The sequence below is a fragment of the Ruthenibacterium lactatiformans genome, from assembly GCF_000949455.1.
In the GTDB taxonomy this organism is placed as follows: domain Bacteria; phylum Bacillota; class Clostridia; order Oscillospirales; family Ruminococcaceae; genus Ruthenibacterium; species Ruthenibacterium lactatiformans.
In genome coordinates, this window is sequence record NZ_JXXK01000008.1 from 60,273 (window position 1) to 82,841 (window position 22,569).

At 44.2% G+C, this 22,569-nt stretch carries 23 protein-coding genes; 10 read left to right on the plus strand and 13 right to left on the minus strand.

Annotation, left to right across the window (positions count from 1 at the left end; all coding sequences use genetic code 11):
• Window position 1: 1 nt before the first annotated feature.
• From TQ39_RS07560 to TQ39_RS07605, 10 genes are read left to right on the plus strand one after another with little or no spacing between them, the layout of a single operon-like run.
• Window positions 2–556 carry a hypothetical protein gene (locus tag TQ39_RS07560; protein ID WP_050005102.1) on the plus strand — a complete coding sequence of 185 codons (555 nt, stop codon included), beginning with the start codon at window positions 2–4 and terminating at the stop codon, window positions 554–556.
• Entirely contained in the window at window positions 553–1,632 is a 1,080-nt protein-coding gene (locus TQ39_RS07565; protein ID WP_050005103.1) for a hypothetical protein, read from the plus strand. Before TQ39_RS07560 ends, TQ39_RS07565 begins: the two co-directional genes overlap by 4 nt.
• A gap of 10 nt (window positions 1,633–1,642) precedes the next feature.
• Window positions 1,643–2,530 (plus strand): hypothetical protein, encoded by an 888-nt coding sequence (locus tag TQ39_RS07570; protein WP_050005104.1) that lies wholly within the window; start codon window positions 1,643–1,645, stop codon window positions 2,528–2,530.
• 2 nt (window positions 2,531–2,532) lie between these two features.
• A complete protein-coding gene (locus TQ39_RS07575; RefSeq protein ID WP_050005105.1) occupies window positions 2,533–4,071 on the plus strand; it encodes a DUF5048 domain-containing protein in 1,539 nt (512 codons plus the stop codon).
• Between the two features lie 50 nt (window positions 4,072–4,121).
• Complete coding sequence (locus TQ39_RS07580; RefSeq protein WP_055081018.1) at window positions 4,122–4,490, plus strand: hypothetical protein; 369 nt, start codon at window positions 4,122–4,124, stop codon at window positions 4,488–4,490.
• A gap of 12 nt (window positions 4,491–4,502) precedes the next feature.
• Window positions 4,503–4,820, plus strand: coding sequence for a hypothetical protein (locus tag TQ39_RS21435; RefSeq protein ID WP_050005106.1), 318 nt, complete (start codon window positions 4,503–4,505; stop codon window positions 4,818–4,820).
• A 12-nt stretch (window positions 4,821–4,832) separates the two neighbouring features.
• Window positions 4,833–5,384 (plus strand): hypothetical protein, encoded by a 552-nt coding sequence (locus tag TQ39_RS20795; protein WP_156146237.1) that lies wholly within the window; start codon window positions 4,833–4,835, stop codon window positions 5,382–5,384.
• Window positions 5,385–5,399: 15 nt separating this feature from the next.
• Window positions 5,400–5,804, plus strand: a complete 405-nt coding sequence (locus TQ39_RS07595; protein WP_050005108.1) for a hypothetical protein — start codon at window positions 5,400–5,402, stop codon at window positions 5,802–5,804.
• Window positions 5,805–5,818: 14 nt separating this feature from the next.
• Entirely contained in the window at window positions 5,819–6,817 is a 999-nt protein-coding gene (locus TQ39_RS21440; RefSeq protein ID WP_050005109.1) for a M23 family metallopeptidase, read from the plus strand.
• Window positions 6,818–6,863: 46 nt separating this feature from the next.
• Window positions 6,864–7,136: a phage holin family protein gene (locus tag TQ39_RS07605; protein ID WP_050005110.1), complete on the plus strand. Its 273-nt coding sequence runs from the start codon at window positions 6,864–6,866 to the stop codon at window positions 7,134–7,136.
• A gap of 104 nt (window positions 7,137–7,240) precedes the next feature.
• Here TQ39_RS07605 and TQ39_RS07610 read toward each other — a convergent pair whose 3' ends face one another.
• The 13 genes from TQ39_RS07610 to TQ39_RS07670 all read right to left on the minus strand — a co-directional run bounded on the left by TQ39_RS07610 (window position 7,241) and on the right by TQ39_RS07670 (window position 22,381).
• The gene (locus tag TQ39_RS07610) at window positions 7,241–8,290 is read right to left on the minus strand and encodes an LCP family protein (protein WP_050005111.1); all 1,050 of its coding nucleotides are present in this window, start codon (window positions 8,288–8,290) and stop codon (window positions 7,241–7,243) included.
• Window positions 8,291–8,407: 117 nt separating this feature from the next.
• Complete coding sequence (locus TQ39_RS07615; protein ID WP_050005112.1) at window positions 8,408–9,640, minus strand: nucleotide sugar dehydrogenase; 1,233 nt, start codon at window positions 9,638–9,640, stop codon at window positions 8,408–8,410.
• 14 nt (window positions 9,641–9,654) lie between these two features.
• Window positions 9,655–10,686 (minus strand): NAD-dependent epimerase/dehydratase family protein, encoded by a 1,032-nt coding sequence (locus tag TQ39_RS07620; protein WP_050005153.1) that lies wholly within the window; start codon window positions 10,684–10,686, stop codon window positions 9,655–9,657.
• Window positions 10,687–10,697: 11 nt separating this feature from the next.
• Entirely contained in the window at window positions 10,698–11,885 is a 1,188-nt protein-coding gene (locus TQ39_RS07625) for a UDP-N-acetyl glucosamine 2-epimerase (protein ID WP_050005113.1), read from the minus strand.
• A gap of 33 nt (window positions 11,886–11,918) precedes the next feature.
• Window positions 11,919–13,115, minus strand: a complete 1,197-nt coding sequence (locus TQ39_RS07630) for a polysaccharide biosynthesis C-terminal domain-containing protein (RefSeq protein WP_050005114.1) — start codon at window positions 13,113–13,115, stop codon at window positions 11,919–11,921.
• Window positions 13,112–14,164: a polysaccharide biosynthesis protein gene (locus tag TQ39_RS07635; protein ID WP_050005115.1), complete on the minus strand. Its 1,053-nt coding sequence runs from the start codon at window positions 14,162–14,164 to the stop codon at window positions 13,112–13,114. The genes TQ39_RS07630 and TQ39_RS07635 overlap by 4 nt, the downstream gene beginning before the upstream one ends.
• Window positions 14,165–14,403: 239 nt before the next feature.
• Complete coding sequence (locus TQ39_RS07640) at window positions 14,404–15,750, minus strand: lipopolysaccharide biosynthesis protein (RefSeq protein ID WP_050005116.1); 1,347 nt, start codon at window positions 15,748–15,750, stop codon at window positions 14,404–14,406.
• Window positions 15,737–16,885 (minus strand): glycosyltransferase family protein, encoded by a 1,149-nt coding sequence (locus TQ39_RS07645; protein WP_050005117.1) that lies wholly within the window; start codon window positions 16,883–16,885, stop codon window positions 15,737–15,739. The genes TQ39_RS07640 and TQ39_RS07645 overlap by 14 nt, the downstream gene beginning before the upstream one ends.
• Window positions 16,885–18,099, minus strand: coding sequence for a hypothetical protein (locus TQ39_RS07650; protein ID WP_050005118.1), 1,215 nt, complete (start codon window positions 18,097–18,099; stop codon window positions 16,885–16,887). The genes TQ39_RS07645 and TQ39_RS07650 overlap by 1 nt, the downstream gene beginning before the upstream one ends.
• On the minus strand, window positions 18,096–19,331 hold the full coding sequence (locus TQ39_RS07655; protein WP_050005119.1) for a glycosyltransferase: 1,236 nt from the start codon (window positions 19,329–19,331) through the stop codon (window positions 18,096–18,098). Before TQ39_RS07655 ends, TQ39_RS07650 begins: the two co-directional genes overlap by 4 nt.
• A gap of 11 nt (window positions 19,332–19,342) precedes the next feature.
• Window positions 19,343–20,302, minus strand: a complete 960-nt coding sequence (locus TQ39_RS07660; protein WP_050005120.1) for a glycosyltransferase family 2 protein — start codon at window positions 20,300–20,302, stop codon at window positions 19,343–19,345.
• Between the two features lie 73 nt (window positions 20,303–20,375).
• On the minus strand, window positions 20,376–21,287 hold the full coding sequence (locus TQ39_RS07665) for an ATP-grasp fold amidoligase family protein (protein ID WP_050005121.1): 912 nt from the start codon (window positions 21,285–21,287) through the stop codon (window positions 20,376–20,378).
• Window positions 21,287–22,381, minus strand: coding sequence for a glycosyltransferase family 4 protein (locus TQ39_RS07670; protein ID WP_050005122.1), 1,095 nt, complete (start codon window positions 22,379–22,381; stop codon window positions 21,287–21,289). Before TQ39_RS07670 ends, TQ39_RS07665 begins: the two co-directional genes overlap by 1 nt.
• Window positions 22,382–22,569: the final 188 nt, after the last annotated feature.

Genomic DNA, 22,569 nt, shown 5'->3' on the forward strand with positions numbered 1-22,569 from the left:
CGTGAGTTATCGCCAAAATGATATACTTATCCCCGAGTCGAGCTATATCCGGTTTAACGATGTGCAGTTAAAAAAGTATTATTTCAACGATGTGCTTGTATGGCAGCGGCAACAGAAAATATACCCCGGAATACCAGTGGCAAAGACGCAGAACCTTGGATATTCACCATATTTCACTGTGACAAACCTAGGCTATCATATTAAGGTAGACGCATTCGGCGGTACTGAACGCGGATGGGGCCGCGTGATGCTCGGTCCATTCAGTTCTATAGGATATTCAAAACTGTTCTTTGCAAACCTGCACGCGTACATCACCAATGCTTTTTCAAAAATAGCGGTGTCTCTTGGCGACATCAATGGGAATTGGGTTCAACGTCTTATCGCTTATGATACAGGGGAATCACTTGGCGGATATGATAGAACATTCGTATCCTCAAATTTGTTTACGATCAACTCGGCCAATGGGAATTATTATCTGATATTAGAAGTGGATTCTGGAGCTACTTCGCGCGGTTTAAATGCAACTATCGAAATGAACGGCTGCTATCTGATTTGAAATATATAATTATCTTGAGGGTGGTGATAAAAATAAAACCCATATTAAAACCACAAAATGCGTTTGATGCCACCAAAGAGCACGAGTTCGAATTCTCTTATCCTTCAATTATTTCAAAAAGCAAACTGATTGTATACACCAATTCTAATGAAAAAACCGTTTATGAGCAAACACAAACCTCTTCAAAGAAAGCATATGTGTTGCCTGCTAAAACACTTTCAAATGGTACATATTACAGCGCTAAAATTTATGTGTATGACGCGTCAGGAAAAATAAGCGAAGAGAGCAACCATATTGACTTTTATTGTTATAGTGCCCCCATATTGTCAATTAATATAACACCTAACCAAGTGATTGCATATGCATCTTATCTATTACAACTGTCATATTTGCAACGCGAAAAAGAACTGCTAAATACATATTCTATTCTCATTAAAGATAACAACGCGAATGACAAAACGGTTTTTGATTCTGGCGCAAGATACGCCATGCAAGGGTTAGATGTTATGGTGACAGGGCTTGAATCTGGGCATTCTTACACCGCCTATGTGTATTTCGATACGGTGAATGGACTACATGCTGAGATTGAACCGGTGACTTTTTCAGTTGAATATTCTTCTCCATACCTTTCTGCATTGCTTTTGGGCCAGAATAATAAATGCGAAGGCACTGTTTCAATTACTTTTAATATTCACTCAATCATTGGCGAAACCGAAAATGGAGACGCTATCTATATTAACGGCGAAAAGATTGATCTTCGAAACGATAAAGTTGTGTTTTCCGAAGGAGTTAACTTAGCAGGCGACTACACCATTCAAATTGATTGCAGCGATTTAAACGGATGCACTACAATTATGGAAATGAAAAATTCAAACGGCGACCGTGTAACGGTTGAATATATGGAGGATACTTTTTCAAACATAGGGGTAAAAAAAGCCTACTTAGAATTAAAGGCCTATCATTCCGGAGTATGCTATGATAAATTAAGCAATTTTATCGATCCGCCCTCAAGTTCTCAAATGGTACATATCTGGATTCGAAAATTCAACAATTTATACGACTTAAAGCTTCAGTGAGGGTGGTTATATGCTATTTTTAAGTACAGCCTTTTTAGGTGAGGCACAAACAGCGGCTCCCACTCCGACAAGCGTCGCTCTCATCAACAATATATCGCTTGGTAACGGCATATTTGACAGATTGAAAATCACAAATGACACTTCATTTGCATATACAATATCTATTTCTGACATTTGGGATATGAATACGGTGTTGGACGCAAAATTCAATGGAAACACCCTTGCTGGCAATGTTGATTTCACGGCAGACAACGTTGATATGCTTCGCCTAAAAAAACGTCTAAAAGGTACAACTGACTGGGCAACCGTTTTTGAAAAAGCGATTCATAAAGCTGCCGATTTTTATGACATCTACATTGACCGATTCGCCGGAAACATGAGATCATACGAGTACGCTGTCGTCCCAGTGTATGGAGATATAGAGGGCAATTTAAGCTTGATAGAAGTGCAAAGTGAATTCAAGGGATATTTCATTGCTGATGCAGAGACTATTTATGGTACCGAGTACAATGTTGCAACGGGGAATGTTTCTAAAAATCAAAATGCACAAGTTGTAAACACACTTGATTCCAAATATCCATATGTGATATCAAATAGCCAAAATAATTACTATGCGTCTACTTTCGCTGCATTCTTTTTTGTTCCGTCAATGGATTGGTATGACAATACTGATAGGCGTAATCAAATTCTAGAGTGGCTGCAAAATCGGAAGGCAAAAATTCTTAAATATGAAGACGGCCGGGTTTGGATGATTCGAGTTACAGGTTCCCCCTCTCTCTCCCCGTCTGGGCATCGCGAAGTACCATCAATCAATTTTGACTGGGTAGAAATTGGAGATTGCAACAGCACGAATGATTTGGTGAGTAATGGATTGGTAAACGTCGGTTTGGAGGTGTGAGCATGCACTTTCAAACCAAGCGTGATCTTTCAATCTTACATCAGCATACTAAAAATATGTATGTAATGGCGCAGATTCTTAATTATGATATGCAAATTGTTGATTCATTTCAAGGTTCAATTACCGAATACTCTTATAGCGAAGACTGCGACTCTGATACAAGAAGAACAATCTCTCTTTCTGTTGTAATCAAAGACAAAACTTTTGACGTCGATGCGAACGCAAAAATTTGGCTTGATAAACTTATTCGTGTATATGTAGGATATGAAGATATGCGCACGTCAGAAATCGCATATTACCCCAAAGGAGTTTATACGATTTGTGATAATAGTTTCAGCTGGGATTCAAGTACTTCTTCCCTTCAGATTTCATGTGTTGACCAATCAGCTTGCTGCGATGGAACACGTAATGGCTATGTGCGTGGCCTGACAACAAAGATTGAAGAAGGAAGTAGTATTCGAGGCGCACTGATATCTCTTATCACCCAAGAGGCTGGATTTAAAAAGTATCGTATAGACACATACCACAGAAGCGTTCCTGATGGGTACGAGGAAACCATTGCAGAATTTGATGAAATCCCATATGACATGGAATTTGACGTAAACACCAGTATCTGGGAAAAAGTTGTTGAAATACGTGATTTGTATCCCGGTTGGGAAGCCTTTTTCGATGTAGATGGAACATTTGTGTTTCAAGGTATCCCCACGTGCGAATTTGACGAACCTGTAATTACTGCAGAGCAATTGGCCCCGCTTGTTCAAGGAGAGCCTTGTACCATTACTTTCACTGAAGTTGCAAACGTCACCGACCTTTATGGACAAAATATTGAACCAGATCATTATAGCGACAAATGCACGGTCTCTGGAGATACATACAAGATGACTATTGAAGACGAGAACTTTGATGGCAACAATCTTGTCCTCAACACCAAGTTTCAAGTGTCAGTCAGCGCGACCTCAGTGAAAGGGCAAAAAATGTCTTTTAACAATGGTCCATCCTATCCAATTGTATACGAAGGCAATATTCCAATAAGCGCTGGCGATATGCGGCCTGAAACGCAATATATTGTGAAGTATAAAAAAGGACGCTTCTATTTTTATGGGGAGTGCCAAGTACACGCGATTTGCAAAGAAGTTGCTTTTACGCCAACCGCAGAACAAATTGCTGAAGATAAAGTCTATGAAAGTTGCAACAACATAAAATATCGTGTGATTCCTGATAGTCCGTTTGCAATAAAGGAAATGTGGAAAGACGAAATTCGACGACCACTGGCTGGCGGAGAATATGAAAATATATTTTCTAATGATTTAGCTTCTCAACGAGCTGACTATGAAACATGGAAAACAACACGCCTCATGAGCCGATTAGAACTTCCAATCATCGAAATCCCATGGCTTTCAACAAATCAGCTTATTGAATACACTTCAAAGCGCACAGGTGAAACAAAAAAATATATTGTAAAGCAAATAAGCACTTCAAATGGACTGTCAACGCTGAGCTGCATTGAGTTTTATCCGTTATATCCGTTTATCGTCCAATAGTGCAACAAGCCAAAGCGCCTTTTAAATGGCGCTTTTTATTTTACAGGGAGGTGGCCGCAATCAGCGCAACATATCCAAATTTAAATGGTACTTCCTTTCCAGAAAACATTGATTCGTTCCCTAAAAAAACTGAGCCTGGGATTGAAGATCTCACCAAAATTGAACAATATCACGCCAAGTATGCTGCGCATGACCTGGCAGGAGCTAATGCAATTCTCTCTACTTATCCTGAGCTTAAAACAATGCTCATCAATGCTGAGACACTCAATCAGTATCGTGATGCCATCATTGCGATTGAAACATACTACAAATATCAGTATGAAACATATCTCGCAAATACCACTAAGCAGATCATAATTAATCAAAATCAGCCATCAGGTCAGTTAAAAGACGATATATGGCTTGAGGTCATCTCGTAGGGAGGGATTTCAATGGCGAAAAAAATTGTTCGAGCACATCAGAAACTTGCCGATGGCTCATATGATACTTTACATTATGAAACAGAAAAAGCTGCAATCGTTGACTTTGAACATACTCATGACGACAGGTACTATACCGAAGCAGAGATGAACACAAAACTGAATGCAAAAGAACCCGCATTCACAAAAAACAATGCATTCAATAAAAACTTCGGCACAGCGGCGGGCACTGTATGCCAAGGCAACGACAGCCGCCTGTCCAATGCGCGGCGGGCAAGCAACATCACAATGAGCCTGTCCGGCACTACGCTGACAATCAACTATTCGTGAGGCGGTGCAAACATGCCTTTGATTTTTAATGGTAATTCAATACCCGGCAACGGGGCCGTCATAGAGAACGGTGTGTCGTTGTCGAGCCTTAAAGCCAATAATGTAGAAGTTTGGAAACGTCAAAAAACGGTCTATCCAGGAATACCAGTTGCTAAAACACAAAATCTTGGGTATGCCGCATATTTTACCGTTACAAATAGTGGATCAGATATTAAAGTTGACGCATTCGGAGGAACTGAACGCGGATATGGCCGTGTAATGCTCGGCGGATTCAATTCATGGGGATATTCAAAAATATACTTTTCGAACCTCAGTATATCACTGGCCAACTCTTTCTCTCATGCCAAAGTAGCGCTTAGTGATATTAACGGGAATGTAGTACAGCAGCTTATTTACCGCGAAACAGGAGAGGCTGGCGGCGTCTATGTAACTTACGCAGCCAGTGACATATTCACAATCAATGCGGAAAACGGAAACTATTATTTGATGCTCGAAGTGGCTTCCGGCGCTACGAGTGGTGGTTTACATGCGACCATTCAAATGAACGGATGCTATTTGATTTAAAATGGAGGACCACATATGCTTAAAATTACATTGAAGAATGGAAAAGAATATACAGCTCTTGATTCTACGGCAGTTTACCCCAGCGGCAATCCGAGCACACGGAGTCGGATGGAGATTCACTTGCCAGAAGACGCCATGCCCGTAGATACGTTCGCCGCAATATTTGCAGACGAAAATGCAACGTCTGAAATCCGCATGACACGTACGGTAGATGAGGACAACCCTGAAAAAGGCCAGAAAGCTGGAGACATCATTTATGACACGCTCTACAAGCAGTATTGTATCGTTACGAGTGTTGGGAAGAAACGGATCACGAATACCAATTTTTCCAGTGGACAAGTATCTGATGCCATGCATTTGGTGGTAGAGCTTGAGCAACGCACTTATATTGAGCAACAGCTTGCCGCACTTGGCCTGTAAGGGAGGGTCGCCTTATGGCACAAAAAGTATTGTTTCCTGGTACACATATGCGTATTACTCAGGACGAATACGGTGTAACTTCGCATAAGGGAAGCTTGGCTCGTGACGATGGCGGAGAAAGCACAGCATTCGACAGCCCAGTGCTTGCACCGTTTGATGGATATTTTACCCGTGTGCGCACCGACAGCAGCCACGAAACGTATTTCGTCAGCGATGAACCGGTAGAGTGTGCGAACGGCTATGTGGGTATCATTACCTTTTTATTTATGCATGACAATCTTAACCGATTTGCTGCCGGAGCACATGTCAAACAGGGAACCATTATTGGATATGAAGGTGGGTTTGGCAACGGCCGAAAGGACCGGTTCGCACACCACACGCACCGTGAGTGGAGCCAAGGCAAAAATACAACTCAGTATAAAAATAGCCGAGGCACATATGTAATTGCAAATCAGATGCATGAATATGATGTGTGTTTCCTTCGCCCCGACACAATGGTTTATACCAGAAGTGGCTTTGTACGCGCCGACAACCTAACCATCGTCAAAGACAACGTAGGACACGCATTTAAGATTGATAAGGAGGCTGAAAACGATATGAAATTCCTAAAAGTTCTTTCCGACAAGTGCGAAGTGTTCTCTCGTGCTGATGTGAATGCCGTAGATACCACCTACAATGGTGGACGTCTAAAGGTAGGCGAACACTACCCCATTCAAGCAGATGTAGGTAGCGATGGCACCTATGCATGGGTGCGAATTCAGGCGGGAGCCGAAAAACGGTATGCTGTGGTGCTACCTGATCGCAGCGAAATTGTGGAACTATCTGCCGGGGATGCCATTACGGCATGTATGGCACAGGCAGACAGCGGAGGCACAGCAGAATTGGAAGCGGAATTGGCGCAGGCTACTGCCGAAAGAGATGCGGCTATCAGTCTTGCCAGCAAAGAGACCACACGTGCAGATGCAGCGAACAAAAAGATCTCTGATATTAAAACATATGTTGCGAGTGTATAACTCGGTTACTTAACTTTATATAACTCAACAAAGGAAGGTTGATTTTATGGATATTTCTATTTTTGGTATTGGTTCCGTGGCTGCGATTACAGTTCTGTGCTATTTGGTTGGCTCTGGTGCAAAAACCACGCCGCTTGATAATAAATATATTCCTGTCATCTGTGGTTGCACTGGCCTCGTGCTGGGCCTTGTAGCCATGTACGCTGGCATGCCTGAATTTCCTGCAACAGATCCTATCACGGCGGCAGCTGTCGGCGCGGTGTCTGGTCTTGCGGCGACTGGCATCAACCAGGCCGTGAAACAACTTGGCAAAAACTGAATCATATATTTCTGCCAAAACATATATTGTACTGTAAACAAAACAGGGCGAGAAAGACGTTTGAGTCTTCCTTGCCCTATTTTTTACGAATTTTAAGCAATATATCAAGAGATATCATAGAAAAAAGTTTTTAGAATTTGCGCATTGGCTTCAAAATCGACCCCGATCATTTTGCGTCCGTCCACCCCTACGCTGTTCCAGCATGTTTCGTAGGTAGGAATCGTCATTTGTTCCATCTTAGAGCCTTCACTCAGAAATGCAGGTACCTCAAGCATCAAACGTGTAATTTCAGCTTTTGTCAAATTCGTTTGAACCATGGGCAAAATTGCATCAGCTAATGCATTTAGAGTGAAGATATCTGAATTTTTCACCTGATTAATTGCCGCCTGAATCACCGTGCGCTGACGTTCAATGCGTTTCCAGTCGCTATCGATTTTACGAATACGGGCGTAGGTCAGCGCAGTCGCGCCGTTTAAATGTTGTTGTCCCGCTGAGACACGTTGGATTTCTTTCGAAGAATCCTGCCTGGCAGCGTTATTTATATATTCCGCTTCTGCTGGAGTTAATTCAATATCAATTCCACCAATTGCAGAAATTCCTTCTTTAAATGCATTAAAATTAACACGAATATACCGATTCACATCCAGCTTAAAGCAATCGCGCACCGTCTGCATTGTAAGGGCGGCACCGCCATATCGGAAGGTGTGTGTGATCCAATCATCATTACGTCCCGGTACCGGTACGCCGATTCCTCGTTCAATGCTAATCAGCTTAATCGTATGCTCCTTCGTATTCAGACTCATCACCATGATTGAATCCGCACGTGCGTTCTCATTAAATTCATCCGTTCGTTCATCCGTACCGAGCAACAGAATATTCACAACATTATCGTCGTGATAAATGTCACCTTCCAAAATTTCTATTCCACCGGAAGCATCCACATCTTCCGGTGCATCCGGAAGGTCGGCAATGTCCAACTCATCATTATCTATGGCATAACTTGTGCTGGTGTCTATTTCTTTACTGCCATCATCATATTGAATCAAATCAAGCTTTGAATTATAATACGCCCATCCCAATAAAGTCATTATTGTTAAAAGTAGAATTATTGAAATGGTAATGATAATGCCAATCGGTTTTTTTCTGTTTTTCAAAGTATAGTCTCCCTTTTGTTATAAACGGAATATCAAGCGCACGTTGTCTTTTGCTCACCACGGAGAGGTAGCATATTTGAGCAGCACAGCCATGTGGCTGAACACATGGCCTAATTTTTAATCGCGGCGGAACAGGTCGCGGGTGTAGACCTTTTCCTTCACATCGTCCAAGCAGCTGTCGTAGCGGTTGGCAATGATGGCCTGACTGCGTTTCTTGAATTCTTCAAGGTCATTGACAACTTCACTGCCAAAGAACGTCGTACCATTCTCCAGAGTCGGTTCGTAAATGATAACAGTTGCGCCCTTGGCCTTGATGCGTTTCATGACGCCCTGAATAGAGGACTGGCGGAAGTTATCAGAGTTCGACTTCATGGTCAGGCGGAAGACACCAACCACAACATTGCGTTCCTTGCTTGGATCGTAGTCCTCATTTGCTTCGTATGCACCGGCGATTTCTAGCACACGATCTGCTATGTAATCCTTGCGAGTACGGTTAGACTCGACGATTGCCTGAATCAAGTTTTCCGGGACATCAGCATAGTTGGCAAGGAGCTGCTTGGTGTCTTTGGGCAGGCAATAGCCGCCGTAACCAAAGGACGGATTGTTGTAATGGCTTCCGATTCGTGGGTCAAGGCAGACACCCTCAATGATCTGCTGGGTGTTCAGCCCTTTCATTTCTGCGTAGGTATCCAGTTCATTGAAGTAGCTGACACGCAAAGCCAGATAGGTATTGGCAAACAGCTTGACAGCCTCAGCCTCGGTAAAGCCCATAATTAAGGTATCAATCTTCTCCTTGATTGCGCCTTCCTGCAGTAAGCCGGCAAAGGTATTCGCAGCTTTCACCAGACGAGCATTCTCCACATCAGTTCCGACAATGATGCGGCTCGGATAAAGGTTGTCATACAGTGCCTTGGATTCACGCAGGAACTCTGGGCTAAAGATGATGTTGTCACAATGGTACTTCTCGCGGATGCTTGCCGTAAAGCCCACAGGGATTGTGGACTTGATGACCATGATGGCGTCAGGGTTGTACTGCATGACCAGCTTGATGACTGCTTCAACTGCCGAAGTATCGAAGAAGTTCTTCTTGCTGTCATAGTTGGTCGGAGCAGCAATGACAACGAAGTCAGCATCCTTGTAGGCCGCTTCTGCGTCCAGCGTAGCCGTCAGGTTTAAACTCTTTTCAGCGAGATACTTTTCGATGTACTCGTCCTGAATCGGCGACTTCTTGTGGTTGATGAGGTCAACCTTTTCTGGGATAATGTCCACTGCCATAACCTCATGGTGCTGTGACAGCAACGTGGCAATGGACAAACCGACATAGCCGGTACCCGCAACTGCAATTTTCACTCTTTTTCTCCCCCTTACTCCATATAAAACTCTTTGTACCACTCGGCAAACTTCCGCAGACCCTCGCGCAACGGGGTGTGGGGCTTAAACCCGAAGTCACGTTCCAGCGGCTCTGTATCTGCATAGGTCACAGGCACATCACCTGGCTGCATGGGAACCAGCTCCTTGTGAGCCTCAAAGTCATAATCAGCAGGCAGAACACCGGCACGAACCAGTTCCTCCGACAGAATCCATACAAAATCCAGCAGATTCTCCGGATTGCTATTGCCGATGTTGTAAACTGCATACGGCGGAATCGGCAAACCATCCTCACCATTTTTCTTTTCCGGTGCTTTCTTCATCACACGGACAACACCTTCCACGATATCATCCACATAAGTAAAGTCGCGCTTGCAGTTACCGTAGTTGAAGATTTTAATAGTCTCACCATTCACCAACTTATTGGTAAAACCAAAGTATGCCATATCCGGACGACCAGCAGGACCGTAAACCGTAAAGAACCGCAGACCAGTAGAGGGAATGTTATAAAGCTTGCTATAGGCGTGTGCCATAAGCTCATTGGATTTTTTAGTGGCGGCATAGAGCGACACCGGGTTATCGACCTTATCGTCCGTGGAGTACGGCACCTTCTTGTTGCTGCCATAGACGGAGGAACTGGAGGCATATACCAGATGTTCTACAGGATAATGGCGGCAAGCTTCCAGAATGTTATAGAAGCCAATCATGTTGCTCTCGATGTAAGCATCCGGGTTGGTGATGGAGTAACGCACACCAGCCTGAGCACCCAGATTGACCACAACATCCGGGTGATGCTTCTCAAAAATGCTGTTGATAAGTGCTTTGTCCGCAAGGTTTCCCTTGATAAATGTATAGTTCTCGAACTTTTGAAGCTCCGCAAGACGAGCTTCCTTGATGCGGACATCATAGTAATCGTTCATGTTATCCAGACCGATGACATTGGTATCCGGCTCGGTAGTCAGGATACGCTTGGCAAGGTTGGAACCAATGAAACCGGATGAACCGGTGATAAATACTGTTTTAGCCAACTTCTTCACCCTTACTCTTTTCTCCACACCATCTTATTGACCACGTTTACATAACCCTGAATGATGCGAACCACCTTCATGGACACAGTCTCGTCCACATAGTCAGGACAGGGCTTGCCCAGAACGCCCTTCTGCTTCATCTCGATGGCCATATCAGTAGCGTTGAGAAGTTCCCGGGTGGTAATGCCAGCGAGAATGAAGTCACCAGCTTCCAGTGCCTCGGGGCGTTCCGTACTGGTGCGGATACACACGGCAGCGATGGGATGACCGACGGACAGATAGAAGCTGCTCTCTTCGGGCAGAGTGCCGGAGTCAGAAACGATTGCCAGAGCGTTCATTTGCAGCTTGTTATAATCGTTGAAGCCCAGCGGCTCGTTGACACGTACACGAGGGTCGAGTTTGAAGTCGCTCTTTTCCAGATGGTGCTTGCTGCGGGGATGGCAGGAATACAAGATGGGCATATCGTACTTTTCTGCCAAAGCGTTGATGGCGGTGAACAGGCTCAAGAAATTCTTTTCGGAGTCGATGTTCTCTTCCCGGTGGGCAGACAGCAGAATGTACCTGTCCTTCTCCAGTCCCAGACGCTCCAGCACATCGCTTTTCTGGATTTTCTCCAGATTCATGTGCAGCACTTCTGCCATGGGAGAACCAGTCTGGTAGGTGCGCTCCTTGGGCAGACCAGTATCCGCCAGATACTTCCGGGCAAACTCGGAATAGCACATATTCACGTCAGAAATCACATCCACGATGCGGCGATTGGTCTCCTCGGGCAGGCACTCGTCCTTGCAGCGGTTGCCTGCCTCCATGTGAAACAGCGGGATGTGCAGCCGCTTTGCAGAGATGGCAGACAGACAGGAGTTAGTATCGCCTAGCACCAGATAACCCTCCGGCTGCAATTCGCTGAGCAGCTCATAGCTGCGACCCAGAATGTTGCCGCAGGTCACGCCCAGATTCTCGCCCACCACGGGAACAAGAATGTCCGGGCCATACTCCCCGAAGGTATTTTTCAGCTCAAAATCCTCCCAGAAAACGGTAGAAAGATTTCTGTCCCAGTTCTGGTTGTAGTAGACCACGCAGCAGTCAAAATATTCCCGGCAGCGCTTGATGACAGCAGCCAGACGAATAATTTCCGGACGGGTACCGCAGCCAATCATGACCTTGGTGCGCCCATCGTTTTTCCATTTAAAATTGTGTTCCATAAAAATCTCCTATCGACAACCAGTATTCTTCTCTTACACCGGCTCGAAGAAGGTGTCCGGGTGGTTCGGATTGAAGACTTCGTTGCAGGTCATCACCGTCACCAGGTTCTCCGTTTCCGACAGGTTGATGATATCATGGGTCCAGCCGGGAATCATGTGAACAGCCTCGATTTTATCCCCAGAAACCTCAAACTCCACCGTTTCGCCGGTGTTGATATTCCGTTCCTGAATCAGTCCGTGACCGGCAACCACGATGAACAGCTCCCACTTGGAGTTGTGCCAGTGCTGCCCCTTGGTGATGCCCGGGCGGCTGATGTTGATGCTCACCTGCCCGCAGTCGGCAGTATGCACCAGCTCGGTGAAAGAGCCACGGTCGTCCACGTTCATCTTCAAAGCGTATTTAAACTTGTCCGTGGGCAGATAGGTTAGGTACAGGGAGTACAGCTTCTTGGCAAAGGAGCCGTCAGGCATTTTCGGCATCATGAGGGTCGTGGGCTGTGCCTTGAATTCCTGCAGCAGATCCACAATTTCCCCCAAGGTGACCTTATGGGTCACGGGGACACAGCAGTAACGACCGTCTGCATTCAGAATGGTTTCCACACCGTCAAATTCACAGTGCTGTTCCTTGCCTTCCAGCAGGTCAAACATTCCCTCCACCAAATCGTCAATGTACAGCAGCTCCAATTCCGTGCTGCGGTCGTTGACGGTGAACGGCTCGTCGTTGGCAACTGCCCAGCAGAAGGTGGAGACGGCACTATTGTACTTGGGGCGGCTGTGTCCCATCAGGTTCACAAAGCGGTAGACGGCAACCTTTGCGCCGGTTTCCTTGGCGTAGTCGAAGAACAGCTCCTCACCCGCCTTTTTGCTGCGACCATACTCGCTGTTGCCGAAACGACCAGCCAGGGTGGCCTGGATGGAGGAGGACAGCATGATGGTGGCCTTATTGTTGTGCTTTTTCAGACAGTTCAGCAGATCGGATGCAAAGCCGAAGTTGCCCTTCATGAAGTCTTCCGGGTTTTCCGGACGATTCACACCAGCCAGATTGAACACAAAATCCGCTTTTTGGCAGTACTTATCCAACTGCTCAGCGGTAGAATCCAGGTCATATTCGTAGATTTCTTCAATATGCAATGCCGGGCGGGTCTTGTTCTTGCCGTCCCGGATGTTTTTCAGGTTGTTGCACAGGGCGGTTCCAACCATACCCTTGGCACCAGTTACCAAGATGTTCACTTGCGCTCTGCCTCCCACTCCGCCAGCGCGTTTCGCACGTAGTCGGTGGTCATAATCTTCTTCACCGTATCCTCTATATCCAGACGATTGGTATTATGACTTGTGTATGATTCATCTGCCATAGTATGTACTTCGCCCTTGACCACAAACTTATCGTAATTTAGGTCACGGTCGTCCGCGGCAACACGGAAATATTTGCCCATGTCTTCACTACGCAAACGTTCCTCACGGGTCATTAAAGTCTCAAACAACTTCTCGCCGTGGCGGGTGCCAATAATATGAGTGCCAGTGTCACCAAACAATTGCTGCACAGCCTTAGCTAAATCTCCGATGGTGGAAGCATCCGCCTTCTGAATAAACAAATCTCCCGGATTGGCGTGCTGGAAAGCAAACATAACCAGTTCCACAGCCTCGTCCAAATTCATCAGAAAACGAGTCATGTTGGGATCTGTAATGGTGATAGGGTTGCCTGACTTAATCTGGTCGATGAACAGCGGAATGACGCTGCCGCGGCTGCACATGACGTTGCCGTAACGGGTGCAGCAAATGGTCGTACCGCCGCGCTCGGCGGCCACACGGGCATTGGCATAGATAACATGCTCCATCATAGCCTTTGAAATGCCCATGGCATTGATGGGGTAAGCGGCTTTGTCGGTTGACAGGCATACTACACGTTTAACGCCTGCATCGATGGCAGCGTGAAGCACATTATCCGTGCCAATGATATTGGTCTGAACCGCCTGCATGGGGAAGAACTCACAGGAAGGAACCTGCTTCAAAGCGGCGGCGTGGAAGATGTAGTCCACACCGGGCATTGCGTCACGGATAGACTGGGGATTGCGGACATCACCAATGTAGAACTTCACCTTCTTGGCAGTTTCAGGATGCTTGGCCTGAAGCTCGTGGCGCATATCATCCTGTTTTTTTTCGTCACGGGAGAAGATGCGAATCTCCTTGAGGTCAGAGTCAAGGAAGTGTTTTAGAACGGTAGAGCCAAAAGAACCAGTACCACCAGTAATCATAAGGGTTGCGTTATCAAATGTAGACATATTATTTCCCTCCTACATATTCGTTTTATCATACAGTAGATTTACGTTTATCCGTTTACAAATATCCGAATCCACTGTTTCATCAATTTTTCTATCAAACAGATTACTTGTCGCCATTCCGTTATTAGCTATTCTTTTCTAAAAATGATGCTCCACTGCCATGCTGAACACAACATCATAAGGATTGCAATTCCTTTCAAATAATCAAGGAATAAATTTTTCTCTCTCGTCTTTTACATTTACTGTTCTATCCTCGCCTTGAAATATTTCCGGCACCACAGCATCTGTGCAATGCAGTATGGAGCCATCGAAACGATGTTTGCCAAAACGATAGCGATATAGCTTCCGGAAATGCGCGAAAATACATACGCAAGCGGAATATTGACCACTGCACCGATGGTCATATAAATCGTTTGCACTCTCAATTCACACAACCCATTTGAATAATTCGCAAGTATTGTTCGTAGGCTCATAACAGTTCCCGACAAAGCGAAAATCACCGCAATCCCATAATTAACTGGAATTGTTTTGTCTCCAAGCCAGAAATTAAATATCCACTGCAGGGGAATAATTACTGCAAACTCTGCTGCTCCAAGCAAGAAAGCAATTTTCATATATTTGCTGTAGCTCGCCCGAATCCACTTCCAGTCGTTTTCGGCCTTAGCCTTTGTAATCGTAGACCACAGCGACGTTGTAACCAGCATCACCATGGTCATCGGCAGATTGAAAATTTTGTTATACACCTGATATTCCACGACTGCGGAATTGCCAACAAACAATGTAATGAGATAATTGTTGGTATTATCAACGACCATTGCGATGACTTGAAGCCATAAGAAAGCAGTTCCGACCTTCAGTACAGACATTGCATAATCTTTCCTGAAAAAAGCAACGGAAGGACGAGTTTCTGGAATCTTGCAAATAAAAACCCAGAATGTTGCAACGATAAGCGGCAGATTGACTGCCATGAGATAAGCAGACGCCAGCGATACCAAACTATTGTTTTTGCCCAACGCATTGGAAAGAAGTACAAATCCCAGCATCATAACGTTGGTTGAGAGATTTAGCAACCCTGGAACAAACGCTTCTTGCAAGGCATACAAAATCGATGTAACAAGCCGCAAAACGAATTGGAGGATAATAGATGCCAGAAGAATCTGTACCACTTTTGTCATTGTGCCTGCATCCACCAAATCAAGTTGAATATTAAAAACCTTATTCCAACTCACAAAGTTTCCTGCAACCACTACAACCAGAAGAATAATCACGCCGATTCCGGAAAGAAATAGGTATGATGATGAAATGTATTTTCTAGCCTTGCCCCAGTCTTTCTCATTGATCGCATAGACCAGGTGGTTTCTCAGGCCATTGCCTATACCCATATCGCAGTTCAAGATCCATGCGAGTACAGAAAGCAGTGTGAACCAAACACCAAGCACTTCGTCATTATTGAAGAAGTGCATATAAGCCGGGGTCGTAAACAGTGCAATAAATAGCGACCCACCTTTTACCACTGCAGCCATCAAGGTGTTACGAAGAACAATTCCTGTATTGTCTTTCGATTTAAGTTTCTCAATCAGGTTCATTATTAATTATCTCCATCAACCGTTTTAGATTTTTTTCGCAATCTTTATCCAGCTGATTCAGAATCTGCCTGCTGTTATAGTCTTCTTTCATCGGGATATCCATAATTGCGTTTGCAATTTCCTGCGGCAACTGTTTGTCATAGTAATAGAGGATTCCACCGACCGCCGAATTCTCTACCGCTGGGATTCTCACCGACAAAACCCGCAGGCCATTTGCAAGATACACCAACACCTTCGAGGGAAAAGATGTTTCGGTATACTTTGCATCCGGGATCTGTGTACAAAGACCTATCTGGCAGCTTTGCAGGAAACGAATATACTCCTCCCCGGACTTCAGCCCATCGTATGTGAGGGTGCACTTTGCCTTTTTCTGTACAACTGCAATCCGCTCTAGTAGCTGCTTTTTCTGTTCCTCTGTTCCAAATCCAAGGATATGGACATGATAATTTTCCGGCAAAAACTCAGCAGCAGCAGCAGCAGCAGCTCCTCCCTTGGTCGGATCAAAAGTTCCCGCATAGACGCAGTGAATCTTATCATCGGCAAAGCCCGCATCTCGTTCAAACTCAGAATGATAGGTTCCGTTTACAACAATATACGGCCGTTCTGCCGGAATCTCCTTGGAAAGAGCTTCTGTTGCCAAAATATATCCATCTGCCGCTGTGATAACCTTTCGTTCCCATGCAGCTTTTTGGGGGCCACAATTTACAACGTCCTGATAGATTTCTTCCAACTCTAGAACAAATTTGAACCTTTTTTCCCTTTTATACTTATAAAAAATGTCAGCAGTTTGCAAAGAATGATATGCAATCACTGTGTCACTGGGATTCAACCCTGAGAGAAACTGTTTTAATTGTTGCCGACGGTAATAGAAATGAATTTTTCCCGCAACCCTATTTGGCTTTGCAAATTCTTTCCATACGACGAATTGTCCGTTTTTCGATATATTAAATTCTATCGTTCCGTGCGAGCCGTCTTTTGTATCTGATTCCGCCAGGCATATCACTGTATATTCGTTCCCAACATTGTCTAGTTTCTCAATAAGATATGCAGACTTCTGTTGTCCCGCTGGACTAATTTTCAGCTTCAAATCAGTCATAGATTTCGGCTGATAATATGTTAGATAATACAATGCCATTACGCTGTATTCCTTTCGCAATGTTCAAATAGCAAAACCCAGAACAATGGTAAAGACCAAAGGCCCTCTGTTAAATGGAGAATTACCAATAAAATAGCAATACCTATTCTTTCACTCCGAGTATCTGTGTTGAAAAGCCTTTTTGCTATGCCACACAAAGATGTAATATAGTAGAGTCCCATCATCCAACCAAATGTATATGTGATTTGTATCAGTCCCGCCGAATCATCCTTGTATAACCCCATTGACATTCTCAGCGAATTTCTTGTCCAAGTTTCCCCTAAACCAAACGGACCTGCTTTCAGTGCCAAAAGACCACCTGTCAAGATATCTGCTCTCCTCATTTGGGCAGATACATTATTCTCATTTCCAATTTTATTTGTAATCACAGTCGATGTGCTCAGAAAAACCAATCCAATAAGCAATATAAGGATACCGATCATCACTTTCGTATTCATGTTCCTGATTTCAAGCAATCGTAAAATTCTCCCATTGAAAAGCATAAATGCAAGAACAAGAAGCACATATCCTGTAGTAGACTGTGTAGTCAACAATGTGATTATGAATAATGCAAAGATGGTCTTTCTGTGTTTTGTACATTTTGCATCAACATCAAAGAGCATAAAGAGAACTGCAATCCATATATATCCTTGAAATGCTCCCGGTTCCCAAAATGGACCAGAATTTCGCAAGCTGATTGTTCCATTCATTCCCCATGTGTAAAACGGAGAATATCCATACTGTGTTTTCCAATCATATCCGCTTTGACACAGCATATATGCCAGCGATTCATTTGTATTTGCGATAAGTATGCATGGCAGTGAGATAAGGCAATACACGGCAATAATCCGAATATAGTGCTTCGCAAATAGCTGCGGTTCGACCAAAATAGCCGTCATTGCTCCGCAGAGCATCATGACAATATATCCTAACACCGCATTTATGCTGCTTGAACTCATTTCGCTGAAATATAAGATGATACTTATTAAAAAAAGAGCAAGTGGCACCAGCAACTTTGTCATTATATTTTTAAAACGTATAACCGGAATGCGAACCAAGAACAATGCAGCTAAAATACATCCACAGTATACCAGCCATGTTATGCGTTGATTAACGATTCCAAAAAAGACCGTTCTTGACATCCACACTGTTAGTAGCGTCAATAAGAATGAAACCACCTCTTGATGATTTATTCTAATAATCATTTTATTCAAATTCCGGTCCTCCGCTTTTTGGCTAAATAAAGTTGGCTGATACACTCCATGTATTTGCCACACAAATCATGATATGCAAAATTATTTTCTGCAAATTGGCGACAGACACTTGATTTTTTCGGTTTCCCCAGATGTTCTTGCACAGCACTCAAATATTCTGGTATCTCCATATTCCCTACTACTTTTCCGCAGCCTTGTCCAACCAGTTCCGTACATGCAGTCGTATTGTATACAATTACGGGCGTACCGCAGCTCATAGCCTCCGCTGTTGTTTTTCCAAATGTTTCCTGAACAGAAGGGTTTAAAAAAACATCCGCCATGGAGTAATACTCCGAGAGCTTTACCGGATCTCTGACCAACCCTGCACAAATCATATTTTCAGGAATTTCAGTATCCTCTGGCATTTTTCCTATCATGACAACCTTCGAATCTGGTATGCTCTTAGCAGCCAAAAGCATTTCCTGCAGCCCCTTCCGCTCGCTCCATGCAGATGCAACACCCAGTAGCACCTTCTCATTTTCTGTAACCCCAAGCTGCTTTCGTAAATTCACTGTATTTCTCGGCCTAAAGGTTTCAAGATCAATCCAGTTGTAGATTCGTTGGATTATAGCTGCGTCCTTGAGAATTGACTTTTTGGCTTCTCCTGTAATCCAGTCCGACACACCGACCACGCCAAGACGGGGAATTGCTTCAAACCACTTTTTCTTGTCCCGTAAACATTTGTGAGCCGTGTCAAAAAGCCAGCTCTTGTTCCACTGGTGTATTTGTGGACACTTTCCGCATTCCTTTTTCCACTTATCGCATCCCACCGATGTATAATGGCAGCAATGTCCTGTATAATACCAGCAATCGTGCAGAACTACGACAGTCGCAATATGCTTACTGGCTAAAAATGCAAACAAACTTGGAAAGTTCATGCAATTACTATGCAGCACATGAAGCATTACAATATCCGGCTTGAGTTCATCCATCTCAGAAATGAGCTTTTGGGTCGAAAAATACGAAAAGTATCCCTGCATACCCGTAAGCCTGGATAAGAACGCATGACTCTGCTTATCTCGCTGAGAGGAAAAAAAGTGAATTCTCTTATCAGGTTCCGAATGATCATTAACAGCGGTCACATAGACGTGTGAGTCCAATCCTTTTTTTAGAAAAAAATCATGAAGCTCCTTCACATTTCGCCCAGTACTATCTGCGTTTCCATATGTCACATTGATTTGGACAACTCTCATTCAAACCACCATTATCCTTTTGAATCCTTACTTTCAATTCCGAACTTCAGCCTATAATATGTTTGCCGAATCATCGGTCTGATTATTCCATAAGCCTGATTTCCTTTCGCTTTTAACCGAACAGTAAGCGGCAGTTGCCCCCGTTCCATCAGCTTCGTTTCAACATATTTCGCACTATGAATCAAATCAGTTCGGTATAACTTCAGCAGTAATGCCTGCGCAACGCTGTACAATCCTTTTTCGCACAGCTTATCGCAATAAGCCGGAATTGTTCTGTCGCTCTCTTCCCTGAATCTTTCCCGATGCGTATTCGTCTGCTGCTTTCCATGCAGCCGGCTGCGGGCATAAATCGTTCTATCTACCAGCAGGGAATAGCCGTTGAGGAAAATCCTCTTCCACATATCTGCATCCTGTGTAAAACGCAGGGTAGTATCAAAGCCTCCGCATTCAAGAAATGCTGTCTTGGGAATCAAAAGTGAAATTCCGCTCAGCGATTTTTTATTCATCAGTAAAAGTGCTTGCTCGTTGTTGTAAACGCCGGATTTAGGCGTTCCCCACGGTTTATCAAGAACCCTGCTATCCTCGTCAATAAACTCTGTATCACACAGGGCAATCATTCTGTCATTTTTGAATGCCCGCAACGCATCTACCTGTTTTTCGATTTTCTCATCTCGGTATTCATCATCATGGCTGAGCCACGAAAAATATTCGCCCGTCATCGCTTCAATGCCGAGATTTAATGCAGACGAAACGCCCCCATTTTCCTTCTCGATATATCTGATCTTATCTCCGTAAGATTTTGCTATCCCAGCCGTTTTGCCGCCATCGTTTGAGCCGTCATTGACCACGATGATTTCAACGTTTTGATACGTTTGGTTCAAAGCACTCTGAATAGCTTTATCCAAATAGTCCGACCCATTATAGACCGGAATAACGATTGATACTTTAGGCAATTCTTCCACTTTTTTCATTACTTTTCTGCTCCTTTATTTTTCAGCGCAATGTCTTTTACGTCACAACTCATAAAATATTATGAAGCAGCTGTTATGCCTTCGTGTTCTGCGGAAGCTGAAAGAAATCACCAAGCTGGAAATCAAATTCGTCAGGATTAAATAGTGTATATCCACTACCTGAAAAGAACGTAATTTCTCCAAAGGTAATGACTCCGTTCTGATCAAATAAGTCAATTCGAGCATGGGGGAATTTTGCCGAAAGTTTTTCCGCAATTTCACACATTTCCTCAAAATTTTCCGGCTTTTTGGCTTCAGTTTCCATTTTTTCATCATAACTGATATAGGCATCCAACTTACGAAAATCCCGATCATAAATTCCAACTTTTAATCCATTTTCGCGATTTCCCATCACATACAAGCAGGCTACCCTTCCGCCAAAGCAAAAGAGCTTATAATCAATCAACCCGCCCGTTTCGGGGTTCGATGAAATAAACTTTTCTGCAATAATGCGATGGGGCATACCATCGTATACCCACTCCCTGCCCGGATGTTTTACACTTGTTGACTCCGCAACCCACTGTGCCATCTGCTGCTTTACTTGTTCAATATTCAACTTGCTTTTATCCGGCACTAAGATAACCGAGTTTCCACCCCCCCCGAGTGTATCTTTCAGAACAAATGAGTCCGGAAGGTTGAGAAAGTCAATCTCGTCTGGACTGTTATACACGCCATAGCATTCATTCAGGATGGAACCGAGGCCGCAATCTTCTACATATTTACGAACCTCATATTTATCCACGCATTGCTTCATAACCGGGTCGCGGTAGTACATCTTGTACCATTGCAGTTTTTCTGTGTAACGCTGTGGATTCTTCAAGTTCAGTTTCCTGCCGGTCTTAATCTTGTATTGCAAGCTCAGCATCCACTTATCAGGAACAAAGCTCATAGCCTGCATGATTTTGATTCTTACAGCCCTGCTTTTAATGATTTTCTTATAATCCATTATTTTGTCCCTCGTATAGCTTCAATTTCTTCCCAATAAGCCTCTACAACTAGCTTACGATCAAACTCTCTCCGAATCTTCTCGCTGCCACGCTGTCCCATGATCTTACGTTCTTCACTGCTCATCCGCAAAATTTTCTCAGTTGCCTCGATGGCTGCCTTTTCATCATTAACTGGAACAAGGAATCCAGTAACTCCATCGTCCAATGTTTCACGGCATCCCGCACGATCAGCGGCAATAACCGGGCGGCCAGATGCTGCAGCCTCCAGCAGCACGTTGCTCATTCCCTCCGGATAATAGGAAGGATATAGGAAACAGGAGCACTCCCTATAAAAAGGCGTCATGTCTTTCTGTTCGCCATGATAAACGACACACTTTTCATTGTTCAGAATGCTCTTATAATTCTCATCATCACAGGCACCGCACACATCAAAAATTGTGTTCTCATTTGCGAACTTATGTGCTGCCGCAAGGAATAGGTCGATTCCCTTTTCCTTCATCATACGAGCTGCAAATAAAAAATGTACCTTTCCGTCTTCAGGCCACGGCAATACAGGATGCTTTGCGAGGTCGACACCTGAACCAGGCAAAATCCGTGTTCTGCTTCCCGCCTTCAACATGTTGTGTTTCTCAAAAAATACTCGATTATCAGTGTTCTGGAAAAACACACACGCTCCACCTGCTACGCCCATTTTGTATAACTGAATCGTTAGCTTCTGGAGTTTGCCCGGATTCTCAACCGGAGTACCCAATCCAGTCACATTCGGTAGGTATGGAATCTTTAAATGCTGACAGGCCATGCCACCATATACGTTGGGCTTAATGTTGTAGGTGAGAACAACATCGGGCTTTTCATTTCTCAAAATCTTCTTATATGTGTACATCAGTTGCAGATCAGAGAAAGGATTTGTTCCATGGCGACCAGTTTCAACACCGACCAACTTGGCTCCCATTGCCTTTAGCTTATCCTGGTGTTCCAGGAGTTGGCCAACAACCACAACTTCAAACCCTTCACTAACCAGTTTCTCAATAATCGCACCACGCAAGTTAAATGCGTAGGTCGTGTCGTTAATCAGCATAACCGCCTTTTTCATGCAGCAAATCCTCTCTCCACATCAAAACAGCCCAGACTCAATCTCAAGGAGTCTGAGCCGTTCCTTTTTCTAAAGCTCTTATACTATCGTGCGCATCACAGCTGCTTGCATATCGGGCCTCTGCGTCCGTTTCTCACAATCTTTTTTCCTGCATTTCAACTACAACCTATTCGTATATTCCTGATACC

Excerpts from the sequence above, each read along its gene's own strand:
- TQ39_RS21440 (WP_050005109.1), top strand. The coding sequence starts at position 5,819 with ATGGCACAAAAAGTATTGTTTCCTGGTACACATATGCGTATTACTCAG.
- TQ39_RS07645 (WP_050005117.1), bottom strand. The coding sequence starts at position 16,885 with ATGGCATTGTATTATCTAACATATTATCAGCCGAAATCTATGACTGAT.
- TQ39_RS07660 (WP_050005120.1), bottom strand. The coding sequence starts at position 20,302 with ATGAAAAAAGTGGAAGAATTGCCTAAAGTATCAATCGTTATTCCGGTC.
- TQ39_RS20795 (WP_156146237.1), top strand. The coding sequence starts at position 4,833 with ATGCCTTTGATTTTTAATGGTAATTCAATACCCGGCAACGGGGCCGTC.
- TQ39_RS07595 (WP_050005108.1), top strand. The coding sequence starts at position 5,400 with ATGCTTAAAATTACATTGAAGAATGGAAAAGAATATACAGCTCTTGAT.
- TQ39_RS07625 (WP_050005113.1), bottom strand. The coding sequence starts at position 11,885 with ATGGAACACAATTTTAAATGGAAAAACGATGGGCGCACCAAGGTCATG.
- TQ39_RS07635 (WP_050005115.1), bottom strand. The coding sequence starts at position 14,164 with ATGTCTACATTTGATAACGCAACCCTTATGATTACTGGTGGTACTGGT.
- TQ39_RS07665 (WP_050005121.1), bottom strand. The coding sequence starts at position 21,287 with ATGGATTATAAGAAAATCATTAAAAGCAGGGCTGTAAGAATCAAAATC.
- TQ39_RS07655 (WP_050005119.1), bottom strand. The coding sequence starts at position 19,331 with ATGAGAGTTGTCCAAATCAATGTGACATATGGAAACGCAGATAGTACT.
- TQ39_RS21435 (WP_050005106.1), top strand. The coding sequence starts at position 4,503 with ATGGCGAAAAAAATTGTTCGAGCACATCAGAAACTTGCCGATGGCTCA.
- TQ39_RS07640 (WP_050005116.1), bottom strand. The coding sequence starts at position 15,750 with ATGAACCTGATTGAGAAACTTAAATCGAAAGACAATACAGGAATTGTT.
- TQ39_RS07570 (WP_050005104.1), top strand. The coding sequence starts at position 1,643 with ATGCTATTTTTAAGTACAGCCTTTTTAGGTGAGGCACAAACAGCGGCT.
- TQ39_RS07670 (WP_050005122.1), bottom strand. The coding sequence starts at position 22,381 with ATGAAAAAGGCGGTTATGCTGATTAACGACACGACCTACGCATTTAAC.
- TQ39_RS07605 (WP_050005110.1), top strand. The coding sequence starts at position 6,864 with ATGGATATTTCTATTTTTGGTATTGGTTCCGTGGCTGCGATTACAGTT.
- TQ39_RS07575 (WP_050005105.1), top strand. The coding sequence starts at position 2,533 with ATGCACTTTCAAACCAAGCGTGATCTTTCAATCTTACATCAGCATACT.